Here is a 14,893-nt window from a genome sequence, read left to right as displayed (position 1 = left end):
AAAATTCCATTATGATTAATTTATCGGTTTGGAAAGGAAGCGAGGCATGAACGATTACGAAGCAAAAAAACAGCAAATTCTGGACGCGTTGTGGTTCAGGCATGCGACGAAGGAATTTGACCCCGAGCGAAAAATATCCGATGAGGATTTTCATTTTATTTTGGAAACGGGCAGGCTGTCTCCTAGTTCCGTTGGGCTGGAGCCATGGAAATTTACCATTATTCAAAACCAGGCGCTGCGCGCGAAGCTGGCTGAAGTTTCCTGGGGAGCGAAGAAACAGCTGGAAACGGCAAGCCATTTTATCGTTATTCTAGCCCGCCGCAATGTGCGCTATGATTCGGAATATATGAAGTATATGTACACGCAGGTTAAAGGGATGCGCGAGGAAGTTTATCAGAAGGTTCCTGTTATTTACAAGGCTTTTCAGGAGTCTGATCTGCATTTGCTGGATAATGAGCGTACCCTGCTGGATTGGTCGTCGAAGCAAACGTATATCCCGCTTGCCAACATGATGACCGCAGCAGCACAAATTGGCATTGATTCCTGTCCGATTGAAGGCTTTAATCTGGATCAGGTGCATGCGATGTTGGACGGGGAAGGGCTGCTGGAGGGCGGGAATATGGAAGTGTCCGTAATGGCCGCTTTTGGCTACCGGCTCGCTGAGCCGAAGCGCCCGAAATCAAGGCTGCCTTTAGAGGAGATTGTGCAGTGGGTTAACTAAGCTTTTATAATAAAACGCATCGGAGGGCTGCTTGCTGGCAGCACTCCGATGCGTTTTTGCGTTGCCGCCATTGCGGCATGTATGGCTATAAAAGATTAGCCGCCGATTTTGAAGAGCTTATCGAGCGAGCCGCCTTCGGAAATGATCTTAATGGCGGTTGCAATGAGTGGCGACATCGGCAGAACAAAAAACTTGTCCGAATGATCGCTCAGCGCAATCGTATCCGTTACAACAACCTGGCGGATGTTCGGATGCGTCAGCTTCTCAATGGCGTTGGCCGAGAACAAGCCGTGAGTCGCGCAAACGTAGGCGTCATGAGCGCCTTTTTTGTGGAGCGCTTCTACGACGTTTACGATGGTACTGCCCGTATCGATCAGATCCTCAATAATAATCGGCGTCATGCCTTCTACTTCACCGATAATATGGGTAATTTCCGATTGGTTGTGGGCAGGGCGGTTTTTAATCATAATCGCAAACGGGCAATCCAAATAGTTCGCCAGCTTCTCAGCCGTTGAAGCTCGTCCAGCATCCGGCGAAACGACGACGGGATTGACGATATTTTGGCTTTTCAAATGTCTGATAATGAGATCCAGAGCCGTCAGATGATCGACCGGAATTTCGAAAAAGCCTTGAATAGGATCTGCATGCAAATCCACGGTAATGATGCGGTGAGCGCCGACCGTAGTCAGCACATCAGCAACCAGCTTGGCGGAAATCGGCTCACGAGGAGCGGATTTGCGTTCCTGGCGCGCATATCCATAATAAGGAATGACGAGATTGATGGTTTTGGCGGAAGCGCGCTTCGCCGCATCGATCATAATCATCAATTCCACTAAATGCTCATTAACCGGATGGGACAGCGCTTGTACAATAAAGACGTGGCATGTCCGAATAGGTTCTTCATACGATACGTGAATTTCGCCGCTTTGCTGACGGGATATCGCTACATTGCCCAGCGGAATTCCGAGTGAACCACAAATTTCCTCGGCAAGCGCGCGATTGGATGATCCCGAAAATATTTTTACCTTCTGCATTGTGCTCCTCCTTAAAGTTTTGCGCAGCAAAACTGCTTCGAAAGCGTAAACTTAAGTTTTGCGCAGCAAAGCTGCTTCGAAAGCATAAACTTAAGTTTTGCGCAGCAAAACTGCTTCGAAAGCGTAAACTCAAGTTTGCTACGAAAAACTACTACATTCCATTATACATTGAAGGAGGTCAGATTCAAGTCATAGTTCGTTCAATTTAAGAAGCTAGCGTCAGTTTGGACGAGGGTTTTCGTTTAAAGGCAACAAACTCCTGACTTGCTGGCAGCTGAAATATAAAATAAAAAAAAGCCTCCAGGCCTGCGATTAACGCAAGTTTGGAGGCTGTCTTATCAAATATAGCGATTAACGAAGGTTGGGGATTGCAACATCCGGATTGGCATCAGCTTCATAATCAATGCCGTCGGTCTCAAAGCCGAACAGCTGGAAAAACTCTTTGCGGTAGCCAGCAAGGTCGGACAGCTCGTACACATTTTCTGTAGTTAGCTCTGACCATAGCTTTGCAACCTCAGCTTGAATTTCAGGTCTCATTTCCCAATCGTCAACGCGGATGAGGCCTCTGTCATCAACGAGCGTTTCTCCAGAAGCATTATACAGGCGATCAGAGAACAGGCGGTACATTTGCTCAATGCAGCCCTCATGCGTTCCTTTTTCTTTCATCACCTTATACAGCGCGGAAATGTACAGAGGTACAACCGGAATCGCCGAACTGGATTGGGTAACAAGCGCTTTGTTGACGGACACATAGGCACGTCCGCCTTTCGTGCTGAGCTGCTCGCTCAGTCGCTTCGCCGTTGCTTCGAGGTCATTTTTAGCATAACCAATCGTTCCTTCACGGTAAACTGCATGCGTAATTTCCGGTCCGATATAGGAGTAGGCAACAGTCGTTGCGCCGTCTGCCAGTACGCCTGCTTCCTCAAGCTGGTCGATCCACATTTGCCAGTCTTCTCCGCCCATAACGGCAATCGTCTGGCTGATTTCTTCCTCAGTTGCCGGCTCAATCGTAGCTTCCGTTACATCGCCGCTGTGGAAGTTAACCGTTTTGTTCGTATAGGTTTCGCCAATCGGCTTAATGACTGAAGAAAAGGTTTCACCAGTTTTCGGATGGGTACGGCGAGGCGAAGCTACGCTGTACACGACCAGATCAATGCTGCCCAGTTCGCTGCGGATCAGGTCAATCGTTTGGGCTTTGATCTCATCAGAGAAAGCGTCGCCGACGATGCTATACGATTTGCGGCCAGCTTCAGCTGCGGCTTTCTCGAAAGCAGCGGAATTGTACCAGCCTGCGGAAGCGGTACGCGCGCCTTCAGCGGCTTTGTCGAAATAAACGCCAATCGTATTGGCCCCAGCTGCAAAGGAAGATACGATGCGCGATGCCAGGCCGTAGCCTGTAGAAGCGCCGATTACGAGCACATTGCGCGGTCCTGCAATAGCTGGCTTGGATGCAACATACTTGATTTGACGATGGACTTGCTCAGCGCAGCCTTCCGGGTGTGCTGTCGTACAAATAAAACCGCGTGTTTTAGGTTGAATGATCATATTTAATTATTCCTTCCTATTTGTAAAATGGGCTTGCTATCCATATTGCTGAACAATTCTCTACCATTTTACCGATTTTTCCGGTCAAATGGAAGGGCACGAAAAAACGCAAGGCCGAATAGAGTCGGCCTTGCGCGAGATGCTGCTGGAAAGGTTCAAGCGGGGTTATTCAAAATGCTCGCCGGCTGTTTTAATCTGGCTGGCAATTTGATCCTTGCAATGGGCTTCAAGAGCGCTGGCAAGCTTAGCGGTATCGGCATTATTTTGCTCGCATACTTCATTTAAGGACTTGCCTTCCTGAAGCTGCTTCAGCAGGCTTTGCTGTGTGACGCCGATGGAAGAAGCCGCTTTGGAAAGATAGCCGTCATCGACTAAACGCTGAAGATCCTCATTGGCTCCTTTAGCTGTGCCGTCTGTTTTCTCCCATTTTACTTGCAGCTGCTCGGACAGCCATTGCTGATCCTGCTTGTACACAGCGTTCGCAATAGTTTGCTCGCTGACATCATATGTTTTGGCAACTTGGACGATCGATTTTCCCGCTTCCGCCTGCTTTTTAAGCTGCGCTTCGGTAAGTCCCAGCGCCTTGGCGGCTGCGTTTAGTCGTTCATTGTCTACCGCGCTGCTTTTGCTATCTGCGGCAGTTTTACTCGTCGTCGTTGTTTTTGTCGTAGTCGTGGTAGTCGTCGTTGTAACGTACTTTTGCTGAACGGCTTTTTTAATTTGTGTTTTCAGCTCATTTACGACTTGGGTCGATTTAGCTTGCGTCAGCTTGCCTGCTTTGACATTGGCTGCGATTTGGGTCGTTTGCGTCAGCATTAAGCAGCTGATGACCTTGTCTGTTGATACGCCTTTCGCCTTGGCAATCGTTTCCAGCGTTTTGCCCGCTTTCAGCTGAGTGTTCAGTTCGTCACGCGTTACATTCAGCAGCTTGAGCAGAGGTTGGCTGGTAATGATGGCGTTCATGTCGGTTTTGACGGTAAAGCCGCCGCTTGTTGCTGTTTTAATCGCTGTTTGGCTGGAAGCGGTAATCGCTGCAGCTGTCTTGACTGGTGCTGCGGAATTTATCGTTTGTGCAGCAAATGCAGAGCTGGAGAAGGTAAGGGCAAGGCCCAGGGTAATCGGAATTAGTTTTTTCATTGTTCAATCACTCCTAAAGGTTATAGTTTGTTTGTATGTGCTTGCCGGCCTCTATAAGATAAGCGATAAAAGTGAAAAAACGGAGAAAGCCGGCAAAACAAAAAAATAACTTGGAGTGCTGAGCTAAAAAAACAAATAACAGCTCTGCGAATTAATGAGCAACCCAGCCGCCGTCAATGACGAGCTCGGAGCCGGTGACGAAGCTAGACTCATCCGATGCGAGATACAGCGCACCATAAGCGATGTCAGTCGGCTTGCCGAGCCTTGGCCATGGCGTAACCTGCTTGGCTGCTTCAAATCCCGCGGGATTGGTCAGTTTATGCTCGGTCATCGGCGTTTCAATCATTCCGGGATGAATGGAGTTGACACGAATAAAGTCTTTGGCTAAATCGATCGCTGTCGTTTTTGTCAACAGCCGCACGGCTCCCTTGGAGGCGTGATAGGCAGCTTCTCCACCTGCGCCAATGATGCCGAAAATCGAAGAAATATTAATGATGGAGCCTCCTCCGGCTTTGCGGATTTCAGGCACGGCGTATTTCATGCCTAGAAACACGCCGCGGGAGTTGACCGCCTGAACCTTATCCCAACGCTCCACCGTTTCCTCCTCCACGTTGAAGGGCGAAGCGATGCCTGCATTATTGACCAAAATATTTAGTTTTCCATAACGCTGGACGGCCTGTTGGGTCACATGCTGCCATTGTTGCTCCGATGAGACATCCTGAGCAAGGGGGTAAACATCGCCGCCCGTTTCGCAAATAGCTTCAGCGGTTTCTTTCAGCGCGGGTTCCGATAGGTCTGTCAGCACAACCTTGGCGCCTTCGGCTGCGAAGACAGCGGCTATAGCGGCTCCAATTCCTCCGGCTGCTCCTGTGACAAGGGCTACTTTATTTTGCAAACGTTTCATGCCGTATGCACCTCCAGGTAAGTTATACAACTGTCTTTATATAACTAGGATAGGAGGAACGCTGGCGGCGGTAAATTCCAAATATTCAAGCTGGGTGTACGTTTTAGTGGTTAAAAGACGCTTAGAGGCTCCCATTTAATTCCCGATAGGAGCTGGGCGTTATTCCCGTCACTTTCTTGAAGACGCGAACAAAATATTTCACATCATTAAAGCCGACCAGCTCGCCAATTTCATAGACCGTTTGCCTAGAGGTGGAGAGCATTCGCTTAGCTTCCTCTACCCTCAGGTTTGTAACGAATACAGTGAAATTGACGCCATATTGCGATTTGAACAAGCTGCTCAAGTAGGAGAAGGACAGCTGAAACCGCTCGGCTGCCTCCAGCAGCGACAGGGAAGAGTTGCGATAGTTTTGTTCCACATATCGTTTAATGCTAAGTGCGGTATGAGAGCTGGAGCCATTCGTCGCCAGCACGCCATCTGCCAGCTTGTCAATAAGGGGCTCGAGCTGCTGCGAACGCCAAGCGGCCAGCGACACAAGCGTGTTCGTGCGTTTAAGCTCGTTCAACGATTGCAGTCCTTCCAGGCAGGAAGGACTCGTTGCATGTTTGCTGATAGAAATCCAGAGCTGCAAATACACAATCCACCGTTCCTCAAAGGTGTGGAACCGCTGCTCATATTCCTCAAGCAGCTTTAACACCGCTTGCTTGCCTTCCTTCTGAACCGAAAGTGCAAAGCTGTTCTCATCCTGTGGCGTCAAGCCCACCTGACTTGCGGTAGTCGAGCAACGCAGCATATGCAGTTGTTTTTCGGCTTCTCGGTAGGCTTGCTGCAAAGAATGGGCATCCCCATTAAAAATAGCACTGGATACCCTTGCTGCATTAGCTTCAAACGGAGGGAGGAGCTTCAGCCATTCGGCAAGCTTGTCCTTCTCGTCAGAAGCCGCGCAATACACCGTATGCGAGCCAAGCGGAATGGCGATGAGGGTAATCCCTGACTGAAGCTCGCTTTGCTGCGGAAGCGGCTCATTTGCAAGCAGCAGACAAAGGCTTGAATAAGGCAGCTCCTCGCAGGCAGCCAGTGTCGTGTCGTCAAGAATAATTTCGCAAACACGATTTTTCAGCTCTATATTGCGCGTGCTGCTTTCCTTGTCTAGTTCAACGGTTAGCTTCTCCATGGCGCTCGCTATTTCCTGGGGGTTAATCGGCTTCAGCAAATATTCTTTAACCCCGTAAGCAATCGCTTTTTTAGCATAACTAAAATCATCGTATCCGGATAAAATGATGCATTTTGGCTGCTTGCCGTTTGTGGCCGCAATCCGGCCCAGCATTTCAATGCCGTCCACCTTGGGCATTCGAATATCAGTAATGATGATATCGGCTTCATTGCAAGCCAACCATTCCAGCGCCTCCAGGCCATCGCGGAAGCTTCCAGCATGCAGCAGCGGCAGCTCATTCCAAGGGATAACCTCTTCAATTCCTTTGCGAATCCATGGCTCATCTTCCACAATGATAGTCTTGTACATGATTATCCCTCCGGTTGATAAGGCAATGTAATGATGACCAGCAGTCCTTCCTCCATAGCGCGGTAAGTGAGGCCGTATTGCTCGCCAAAAGCAAGCTTGATGCGGTTATTGACGTTGTATATGCCGATTCCGTATTCATAAGCGCGATTATGCCCAGCTGATTCCTGCGAATCCTGCTCTAGGCTAAGCGACATGTCCAAATTGCCAAGCTTATCGTTCATTTGCTGGACATCTTCCTCGCTCATGCCTTCGCCGGAGTCGCGGACGGTGAGAATAACCCGGCTTCGTTCGCAGTACCCGGTAATGTTAATAAAGCCTTCCTTGTCTATATTTCGAAAGCCGTGCACAATGCTATTTTCAACAATAGGCTGCAGGACGAATTTGATCGTGCGGCTCTTTCGAACGTTGGGATCAATATCGATTTTCGTTTGAATCGCTTGATCGAAGCGGATTAATTGAACCTTCAAATAATGCTCAATATGATGAAGCTCATCATCGATTGTTACCAGCTTCTCCTCATTGACAATATTGTAGCGGAACATCTGGGACAAGGAGCGAGCAAGCTCTGAAATGAGCGGCACACGGTGGATCAGGGCAATGGAATTGATCGTTTCCAGTGCATTATGGAGAAAATGCGGATTGATTTGTGCTTGCAGCGCCAGCAGCTTCGCTTTATCGGATTTCATTTTCATCTCATATTCCCGATTTACGCTTTCCTTCAGCCGAATAACGATGTCCTCGAAGTAGCCCTCCAATTCCTCAACCTCGTCTTGGCGCCGGTGTGGGCGCATCATATCGATTTTTCCGGTGGCGTATTGCCGCATTTTCCGATTTAACAAAATAATCGGTCCCGAATAGTAGATCGATAGAATAATAATGAGCACGACGCACATAATTCCGCTCGAAAGCATCAGAATACCCATTAAATGATGAATGTACGACAGTTTTTCCATAATGGATGATTCCGGCGTGTACACAATAATGTACCAGTCTGCGAAAGCATTATACGAATAGAAGACGACCCGTTTGACATGCAGATAATCGACGGTAAATGAGCCTTTGCCCTCCTTGGATGTGAAAATTTGTTCATGCAGATGCTTGGAAGCGAGATGCTTATTCGTGGAAAATAATGTTTGCCCGCTATGGTTGCTAATAATGACGTCGCTGTCTTTTCCCATGGCGGTATTGGCAAGGCCGTAAAAAATAAATTGCTGGACCTGATCGTTTCCTTTATCCTCCAGCTGCAGCGCATTGAGATTAAGAAAGATCAGGCTGTTGCTTGCTTCATCTAAAATATTGAGATTACTCTCCACAACATTATCGTAGAGCTTGCTGCTCAGCGCCTGAAAAGCCAACCACTGGACAGCAATTATCGGAATCATAATGACGATGGTATGAACAAGCATCATTTTATATTTTACACTCAAAGGCACTCTCGCCACCGGGACCCTCCTTTAATTTCCGATCATGGTGTAGACGATAGACTTTTATAACGCTTGTTAATTAATATATCATGAATAGTAAAGAGCTTGACAAGTGTTATTTGAAAAATAAATGCATGAATGTGTAGGAAATATTAACCTGATACCGTGAAAAAGTACACCTTTCCGCAAATTGTTAGAGTTTTTTTGTTTTGTAAGCGATCTTATAATGAATTTAAGCGGCTGGGGCAAATGCAACTGGCTTTAAGCCCTAAATCAGACGAATGACAAAATCATGTGAGAAAAGTTAACGGGAGGGTTAAAAATGCAACGATCTGGTAAGGTGAAACTTCCTACAGGAAAAAAGGTCGCCGTCAACATCGGTGTCGATTTTGATGCAGCATCCGTATGGATGGGGACATTCGACCGCTTCTCGCCTGCCTATCTGTCACGCGGCGAATTTTGCGCAGAGGTGGGCGCACCTCGCCTACTTCATTTGTTCCGCAAATACGGCATCACGACAACCTGGTGCATTCCGGGCCATACGATCGACACGCATATGGAGGTATGTCGTGAAATCGTAGCCGCCGGACATGAAATCTGCCATCACGGTTATGCGCATGAAAATCCAACCCATATGAGCTATGAAGAAGAGGAAGAAATTTTGCTCCGCGGCTTTACGGCGCTGGATAGGCTGGGGGTCAAGCCGCGCGGCTACCGCTCGCCTGCATGGGATTACAGCCCCAATACCTTGAAGCTGCTGGAGAAGCACGGATTCAGCTATGACAGCAGTCTGATGGGCAATGATTTGCATCCCTACCGCCCAAGGGAAGTCGTAGAGATTAATATGGACAAGGCGAATGTATTTGGCCCGCCTAGCCGAATCGTGGAAATTCCGGTTTCATGGTATTTGGATGATTTTCCAACCCAAGAATATGTCATTGGCGGAGCGGAAGGCATGCGCTCTACGCATGAGGTATTCGAGCGTTGGAGAGATATTTTTGACTATGCTTGTGACAATGAAGAGGGCGCATGTTATGTGCTGACGACACATCCGCAGACGATTGGCCGGGCGCATAACATTCAAATGCTGGAGAAGCTGATTCAGCATATGGAATCGCGCGGAGCCTGGTTCGCAACGCTAGGGGAAATTTATGATGCCTATACCGATAACGAGGCAGATGCAAGCAACTCATAAGAGAAAGCCTACACTGGTTAAATAGGAGGCAACTATGACAAACATTCGTATTTCTGCTGTACAGTTCCGCGCAGAGCGTGTATCCGGCTTTGAAGACTTTGAGCGGCAGGTTCGAGGGCTGATGGAGGAAGTGCCGCTGGATTCGGATTATGTGCTGTTCCCTGAGCTGTTCACCGTTGGCCTGCTGACCTCATTCCCTGATTGGGAGACAGCGGGACCGTCAGCGATGATGAGGCTGGACCAATTCACCGTTCCTTTCAAGAAACTGTTCGCAGACCTTGCAGCGCAGCGGGGGCAAATTATTGTCGCCGGTTCACATTTGGAGAAGCGGGGCGAGGATTATTTTAATGTAAGCACGATCTTTCAGCCGAATGGCGACATGGCGGAGCATAAGAAATCGCATATTTTTCCCGCAGAGGGCAATTGGAAGACGAGGGAAGGCGAGGAGCTGAACGTCTTTGACATTGGTCCGGCCCGCATTGGCATTGCGATTTGCTATGAGGCTGAAATTCCCGAGGTCTCCCATATTTTGAGCAGGCAGGGAGCGGATATTGTATTTTGTCCATCCTATACGTACACGGAGTTCGGTTTTTGGCGGGTTCGTCATTGCGCGCAGTCCCGCAGCATTGAAAATCAGATTTATGTCGTGCATTGCCCGACGATTTGTGAGATCGGCAAGCCGATTGACAGCGGTTATGGCCGCTCCGCAATATTGACGCCATGCGACACGCCGTGGACGGCCAACGGCATAGCTGTTGAAGCGGAAACGAACGTACAAACCGTTATAACTGGAGCCGTCAATCTGGATTTGCTTTATGAAAATCGCAAGACTGGCGCGGCGACGACTTTCAATGACCGCATTCGCAAAAGCGGAATGTACGCAAATCATGCTCCATATGCACAGGAACGTTCCAACTAACTTATGAGAAAAGGGAGAGGATTTTATATGAAACGCTTATCCGCGCACATGATAGCAGGAATCGCCCTTCTTGTCCTTGTTTTTGCAGCCTCCGCTTGCAGCGGAAATAGCTCCAGTCCAGGCATCGCTTCATCCGAGCCGTCTGGCTCGTCAGACGCAGCGGGCGGAGCTGGGAAAATTGCTTATTTTTCCGCCGGAGCCTCAAATGCATATCTTCAAAAAGGGCTGGAAGCAGCAGAATCCAAAGCGAAGGAGCTTGGATTCGAAATCGATACGTTTGACGGACGCTTTGATCCGTTGACGCAGCTCAATCAAATTCAAAATGCGGTGACAACCGGGAAATATAAAGGGTTCGTCGTTGAACCGGTCGATGGCAACCAGCTCTGCAAGGTGTTGTCCAAGGATGTGCCGGCCAAAGGTGTAGCGGTAGCCATCATTAATGCTACGCTGTGCGGATCGCCGGATTGGCAGGAAGGAACGCTGACTTATGTGGGCGGTCAGGAAGTCAACGTTTATAAAGAAATCGTGAATAAAATTTTCAGCGACAAGCCGGAAGGCGGCACAATCGCCGTCATTGGCGGCCCAGCAACTGGCGGTCCGTACTTGAGCATGAAGGCTGCCTTTGACAGCGAGCTGCCAAATCACCCGGAGTGGAAGCTGATTGGCATGCATGCGACGACTTATACGGCGAACGAGGCGTTCCAAGTGGCGCAAAATATTTTGCAGGCCAATAAAAACCTCGACGTTATTTTCTCCAACTATTCGGGCATGACCGTCGGCGTCGTTAAAGCGATTGATGCGGCCAAACGCGATGATGTAGCGGTCTATGATTTCGGAGGCGACAAATGGGCTTTTGATTCGGTAAGCTCCGGCAAAATCAAATCGACGGTTGTCATGCTTCCGGTCGAGGAGGTTCAGCATGCGATCCAGGCGCTCTACGATTCGTTCAACGGTAAAGAAGTAGAGAAATATATCGATCTGACCAAAGATCCGATTCTCCCTGGCACACCGTTTGTCTATAAGGACAACATGGCTGATTTTACAGCTAAAGGATTGCCAGAATATTAAGCGGAGGAGAGGTTGCGAATGAGTGGAGGAGCTGTAGCTGAAGCGGTGCCGGTAAAGAAGGAAATGGCGATTGAAATATCGGAGCTTATTAAGTCCTATGGAGGCTTTCGCGCCCTGAACGGGGTGAATATCGACATTCAGCGCGGAGAAATTCATTCGCTGGTTGGACAAAATGGAGCGGGAAAATCGACGCTGCTTGGCATTTTGTCCGGCCGGACAGCTCCGAGCGAGGGGAGCGTCCGCATATTTGGCAGCGAGCTGCATTACGGCGACCCAAGATCCTCGCGCAAGCTCGGTGTTGCGACGATTTATCAGGAGCTGACGATTGCCCCCAATCTGAGTGCGCTGGAAAATGTTTTTCTAGGGCAGCTCTTGTCGGTCAACGGCTTTATTTCCCGCAAGCGGATGACAAAGCGCTATATGGAGCTTTGCGCAATAATGGGTGTGAATATTTCGCCGCTCCAGCGGGCGGGGAATATGTCGATTGCCGATCAGCAAATGCTGGAAATTATGCGGGGCCTCCAGCTGAATGCAAGCATCCTGATCTTGGATGAACCGACGGCTTCGCTCGCTCCCCCTGAGCGCAAGTCGCTGCTGAAAACGATCAAGACGCTGCAAGCGGGCGGTATTACGATCATTTATGTGAGCCACCATCTCGATGAAGTGCTTGAGCTCAGCGATAGCGTGACGATATTGCGCAATGGGGAGAAGATTGTGAGCCAGCCGCGTGCCTATTGGACGAAGGACAAGCTGGTGTCTTCCATGCTAGGTGCAGAGGTGGCGGAGGAAATTGTTAGAGTGACGCAGGAAACCCAGCATGAGGATACCCCTCCCGGCCCGGGGCTGCTTCGGGCAACCGGGGTGAGTGTGCCGGGCGCAATCGAGGATATTGCGATTACGCTCCATGCCGGCGAAATCGTCGGTATCGGCGGGCTGGTAGGCTCGGGGAGGACGACGCTCGTGCGGGCGCTGGCCGGACTTGAGCCCAAATCGACCGGCACTCTGTGGATTGAAGGAAAGCAGGTCAAATGGCCGCGTGAGCCAGGCTATCCGATGAGCCTGGGCATTGCCTTGGCGCCAGAGGATCGCAAGCATCAGGGGCTGGTGCTCGGAATGTCCTGCGAGGACAATATCAACATGGTGAACTTTGGGCAGGTCAAGAAGCTGGGCTTTTACCGCAAGGCGAAGGCCGGCCATATCGCTGATGGACTTAGCAAAAGATTTGGCCTTACCCGTCCGATTCAAACGCTTTGCCGCAATCTCTCCGGAGGCAATCAGCAGAAGGTGCTGCTGGCGAAAGTATGCAATTTGCGCCCGAAGGTGCTCATTGTCGATGAGCCTACTCGTGGCATTGATATTGGCGTTAAGGTCGAGGTGCTGAAAATATTACGCCAGCTTGCAAACGAAGGCATGGCGATTGTCATTATTTCCTCGGAGCTGGAGGAGGTCATTGCTGTAAGCAACCGCGTGCTGGTGCTGTCCAAAGGACGGCTGGTGAAGGAGCTGAGCCAGCGCTCGGAAATTAGCGTCGATCATATTTTGCAAGCTACATTTTAGAAAAAGGGGGTTATCGTATGAGCACGCTGGAAAATCAGCTTAATAGGAATATGGAGCGACAGGGATTGTTCAAAAATATGAATAGCCTCATGCTGCGCTACGGAGTGGTCGTTGCTTTTATCGTTGTGGTTGGTTTGTCTGCCATCCTGTATCCGGGTTTTTTGCGCCCGGCGAACTTAGTCAATATTTTTAGCCAGCTCGCGATTGTCGGCATTATGAGCATTGGGATGACCTTTGTAATGATTACAGGCGGACTCGATATGTCGGTGGGCGGCATTTATGCGCTGTGCGCCACTTTAATTGCGAGCTATGCGGACAGCATGCTGCTTCCGGTTGCTTTTGCCATTACGCTCGTTGTCGGCTTGGCTGCAGGACTCATTAATGGTGTGCTCGTGACGAGGCTCAGGGTTCCACCATTTGTAGCTACGCTGGGGACAGGCTCTGTGTTTACGGGAATTGCCCTTATTTATTCCAATGCCCAGCCTTTCTTTGTACAAAAAGAATCGTTTCAATGGATGGGCTCCGGCGAGCTTGGCGCGATTCCCATCGCGGTGTTTCTGCTATTCCTCGTTTACGTCGTTGGTGCGATCGTGCTTGCTTTTACAACCTATGGCCGTTCGCTGTATGCGCTTGGTGGCAATAAGGAAGCGAGCCGCTTGTCCGGCCTTCGCGTGAACTGGCTTATTTCCAGCACTTACGGCTTAAGCGGATTGTGCGCAGCTGTATCTGGCATTCTCATTGCTTCACGGCTCGGCCAAGGTCAGGCGAATATCGGCGAGACGATTGCACTGGACGTAATTGCGGCAGTCGTCATTGGCGGAACCTCGCTAAGCGGGGGCGAAGGAGCGATCTGGAGAACGATTGTGGGAGGCTGTATATTGGCGGTGCTGTCCAACGTCTTTGACAGTTTGTCGCTAAGCCCGTACTGGCAGTCTGTATTCAAAGGCTGCATTATTATCGGCGCGGTTATGTTCGATTATTACGCCCGCACGAAGACGCAGACTTGAGCAGGCATATCCATCGTTTGGATCGTATAGTCCGGAAGGGAGACGTTTGAATGCGCCTAAAAGGAAAAACGGCCGTCATCACTGGCGGTGGAACGGGAATTGGTAGAGCGACCAGCTTGCTGTTTGCAGGCGAGGGGGCCAGCGCCGTTGTAACGGATATTGACGAGGATAGCGGTCTGAAGACTGTCAAGGAAATCATAGAGCTGGGCGGACAAGCTTTATTCATTAAGCATGATGTACGCAGCGAGACGGACTGGGAGGAGGTTGCTGCTCAGACGGCGAACATTTACGGCAAAGCGGATATTTTATTCAACAACGCGGGGCTGTTTATGATTAAGCCGCTGCTGGAGACGACGCTTGCGGATTGGGAGCGCCTGATGTCCGTTAATGTAACAGGAGTTTTTCTTGGAATGAAGCATATTATTCCCCTGATGCTGGCCGGTGGCAAAGGCGGCTCGATTATTAATGCATCATCCAATGCGGGCCTGTTTGGGGCCTCAGGGCTCACGCTGTATGGCGCGACCAAAGGGGCTGTCCGCATTATGTCGAAGGATGCGGCGCTTGAGTTTGCTTCGGCGAATATTCGGGTCAACTCCATTCATCCGGGCTATATTCATACGCAAATGATCGATTATGCGGCAGAGCTTGCAAGCAAGAAGGTGGAGGATCAAGGGGCGCTTGTTCCCCTTGGCAAAGTAGGCAGTACGCTCGACGTAGCACGGCTGGCCCTGTATCTTGCCTCCGATGAATCTTCATATGCGACAGGAGCGGAGTTTGTACTGGATGGCGGCGTATCTGCCGGTCCTCCAGATGTATGGAAGCAAAAATAGAACCGGATGCCAAAATGGCGGAGGAAGCAT

General features: G+C 49.8%; 13 protein-coding genes. 7 read left to right on the top strand and 6 right to left on the bottom strand.

The window, feature by feature from the left end:
* The first annotated feature begins 46 nt into the window (after nucleotides 1–46).
* Complete coding sequence (locus ABEW34_RS09510; RefSeq protein ID WP_430157503.1) at nucleotides 47–721, top strand: NAD(P)H-dependent oxidoreductase; 675 nt, start codon at nucleotides 47–49, stop codon at nucleotides 719–721.
* A gap of 95 nt (nucleotides 722–816) precedes the next feature.
* Here the strand turns inward: ABEW34_RS09510 and ABEW34_RS09505 are convergent, their stop codons facing one another.
* The 6 genes from ABEW34_RS09505 to ABEW34_RS09480 form a co-directional block, all read right to left on the bottom strand.
* Nucleotides 817–1,755, bottom strand: coding sequence for a ribose-phosphate diphosphokinase (locus tag ABEW34_RS09505; RefSeq protein WP_056029736.1), 939 nt, complete (start codon nucleotides 1,753–1,755; stop codon nucleotides 817–819).
* Between the two features lie 351 nt (nucleotides 1,756–2,106).
* Nucleotides 2,107–3,300 (bottom strand): enoyl-ACP reductase FabV, encoded by a 1,194-nt coding sequence (gene fabV, locus ABEW34_RS09500; RefSeq protein ID WP_430157500.1) that lies wholly within the window; start codon nucleotides 3,298–3,300, stop codon nucleotides 2,107–2,109.
* Nucleotides 3,301–3,465: 165 nt separating this feature from the next.
* Nucleotides 3,466–4,437 (bottom strand): hypothetical protein, encoded by a 972-nt coding sequence (locus ABEW34_RS09495; protein WP_430157497.1) that lies wholly within the window; start codon nucleotides 4,435–4,437, stop codon nucleotides 3,466–3,468.
* 151 nt (nucleotides 4,438–4,588) lie between these two features.
* Nucleotides 4,589–5,341, bottom strand: a complete 753-nt coding sequence (locus ABEW34_RS09490) for a glucose 1-dehydrogenase (RefSeq protein WP_430157494.1) — start codon at nucleotides 5,339–5,341, stop codon at nucleotides 4,589–4,591.
* A 121-nt stretch (nucleotides 5,342–5,462) separates the two neighbouring features.
* The gene (locus tag ABEW34_RS09485) at nucleotides 5,463–6,863 is read right to left on the bottom strand and encodes a response regulator transcription factor (RefSeq protein ID WP_430157492.1); all 1,401 of its coding nucleotides are present in this window, start codon (nucleotides 6,861–6,863) and stop codon (nucleotides 5,463–5,465) included.
* Between the two features lie 2 nt (nucleotides 6,864–6,865).
* A complete protein-coding gene (locus tag ABEW34_RS09480) occupies nucleotides 6,866–8,305 on the bottom strand; it encodes a sensor histidine kinase (protein WP_430157489.1) in 1,440 nt (479 codons plus the stop codon).
* A 304-nt stretch (nucleotides 8,306–8,609) separates the two neighbouring features.
* Here ABEW34_RS09480 and ABEW34_RS09475 point away from each other — a divergent pair, with 304 nt between their 5' ends.
* Genes ABEW34_RS09475 through ABEW34_RS09450 form a run of 6 tightly spaced genes read left to right on the top strand, consistent with a single transcriptional unit; the run spans nucleotide 8,610 to nucleotide 14,863 of the window.
* A complete protein-coding gene (locus ABEW34_RS09475) occupies nucleotides 8,610–9,482 on the top strand; it encodes a polysaccharide deacetylase family protein (protein ID WP_430157486.1) in 873 nt (290 codons plus the stop codon).
* A gap of 34 nt (nucleotides 9,483–9,516) precedes the next feature.
* A complete protein-coding gene (locus ABEW34_RS09470; RefSeq protein ID WP_430157483.1) occupies nucleotides 9,517–10,401 on the top strand; it encodes a nitrilase-related carbon-nitrogen hydrolase in 885 nt (294 codons plus the stop codon).
* A 27-nt stretch (nucleotides 10,402–10,428) separates the two neighbouring features.
* On the top strand, nucleotides 10,429–11,469 hold the full coding sequence (locus ABEW34_RS09465) for a sugar ABC transporter substrate-binding protein (protein WP_430157479.1): 1,041 nt from the start codon (nucleotides 10,429–10,431) through the stop codon (nucleotides 11,467–11,469).
* A gap of 18 nt (nucleotides 11,470–11,487) precedes the next feature.
* Nucleotides 11,488–13,026: a sugar ABC transporter ATP-binding protein gene (locus ABEW34_RS09460; RefSeq protein ID WP_430157476.1), complete on the top strand. Its 1,539-nt coding sequence runs from the start codon at nucleotides 11,488–11,490 to the stop codon at nucleotides 13,024–13,026.
* 17 nt (nucleotides 13,027–13,043) lie between these two features.
* Nucleotides 13,044–14,033 (top strand): ABC transporter permease, encoded by a 990-nt coding sequence (locus ABEW34_RS09455; RefSeq protein WP_430157474.1) that lies wholly within the window; start codon nucleotides 13,044–13,046, stop codon nucleotides 14,031–14,033.
* A 50-nt stretch (nucleotides 14,034–14,083) separates the two neighbouring features.
* Nucleotides 14,084–14,863 carry an SDR family NAD(P)-dependent oxidoreductase gene (locus tag ABEW34_RS09450; RefSeq protein WP_430157472.1) on the top strand — a complete coding sequence of 260 codons (780 nt, stop codon included), beginning with the start codon at nucleotides 14,084–14,086 and terminating at the stop codon, nucleotides 14,861–14,863.
* The last annotated feature ends 30 nt before the right edge of the window (nucleotides 14,864–14,893 follow it).

Origin of the sequence: Paenibacillus algorifonticola (assembly GCF_050481745.1) — a bacterium.
In the GTDB taxonomy this organism is placed as follows: domain Bacteria; phylum Bacillota; class Bacilli; order Paenibacillales; family Paenibacillaceae; genus Pristimantibacillus; species Pristimantibacillus algorifonticola_A.
This window is presented reverse-complemented; position numbering and strand designations above follow the sequence as displayed.

What these genes read in the sequence shown, in the direction of transcription:
- ABEW34_RS09505 (WP_056029736.1), bottom strand. Translation starts at nt 1,755, where the DNA reads ATGCAGAAGGTAAAAATATTTTCGGGATCATCCAATCGCGCGCTTGCC.
- ABEW34_RS09475 (WP_430157486.1), top strand. Translation starts at nt 8,610, where the DNA reads ATGCAACGATCTGGTAAGGTGAAACTTCCTACAGGAAAAAAGGTCGCC.
- ABEW34_RS09495 (WP_430157497.1), bottom strand. Translation starts at nt 4,437, where the DNA reads ATGAAAAAACTAATTCCGATTACCCTGGGCCTTGCCCTTACCTTCTCC.
- ABEW34_RS09455 (WP_430157474.1), top strand. Translation starts at nt 13,044, where the DNA reads ATGAGCACGCTGGAAAATCAGCTTAATAGGAATATGGAGCGACAGGGA.
- ABEW34_RS09470 (WP_430157483.1), top strand. Translation starts at nt 9,517, where the DNA reads ATGACAAACATTCGTATTTCTGCTGTACAGTTCCGCGCAGAGCGTGTA.
- ABEW34_RS09460 (WP_430157476.1), top strand. Translation starts at nt 11,488, where the DNA reads ATGAGTGGAGGAGCTGTAGCTGAAGCGGTGCCGGTAAAGAAGGAAATG.
- ABEW34_RS09450 (WP_430157472.1), top strand. Translation starts at nt 14,084, where the DNA reads ATGCGCCTAAAAGGAAAAACGGCCGTCATCACTGGCGGTGGAACGGGA.
- fabV (WP_430157500.1), bottom strand. Translation starts at nt 3,300, where the DNA reads ATGATCATTCAACCTAAAACACGCGGTTTTATTTGTACGACAGCACAC.
- ABEW34_RS09485 (WP_430157492.1), bottom strand. Translation starts at nt 6,863, where the DNA reads ATGTACAAGACTATCATTGTGGAAGATGAGCCATGGATTCGCAAAGGA.
- ABEW34_RS09490 (WP_430157494.1), bottom strand. Translation starts at nt 5,341, where the DNA reads ATGAAACGTTTGCAAAATAAAGTAGCCCTTGTCACAGGAGCAGCCGGA.
- ABEW34_RS09465 (WP_430157479.1), top strand. Translation starts at nt 10,429, where the DNA reads ATGAAACGCTTATCCGCGCACATGATAGCAGGAATCGCCCTTCTTGTC.
- ABEW34_RS09510 (WP_430157503.1), top strand. Translation starts at nt 47, where the DNA reads ATGAACGATTACGAAGCAAAAAAACAGCAAATTCTGGACGCGTTGTGG.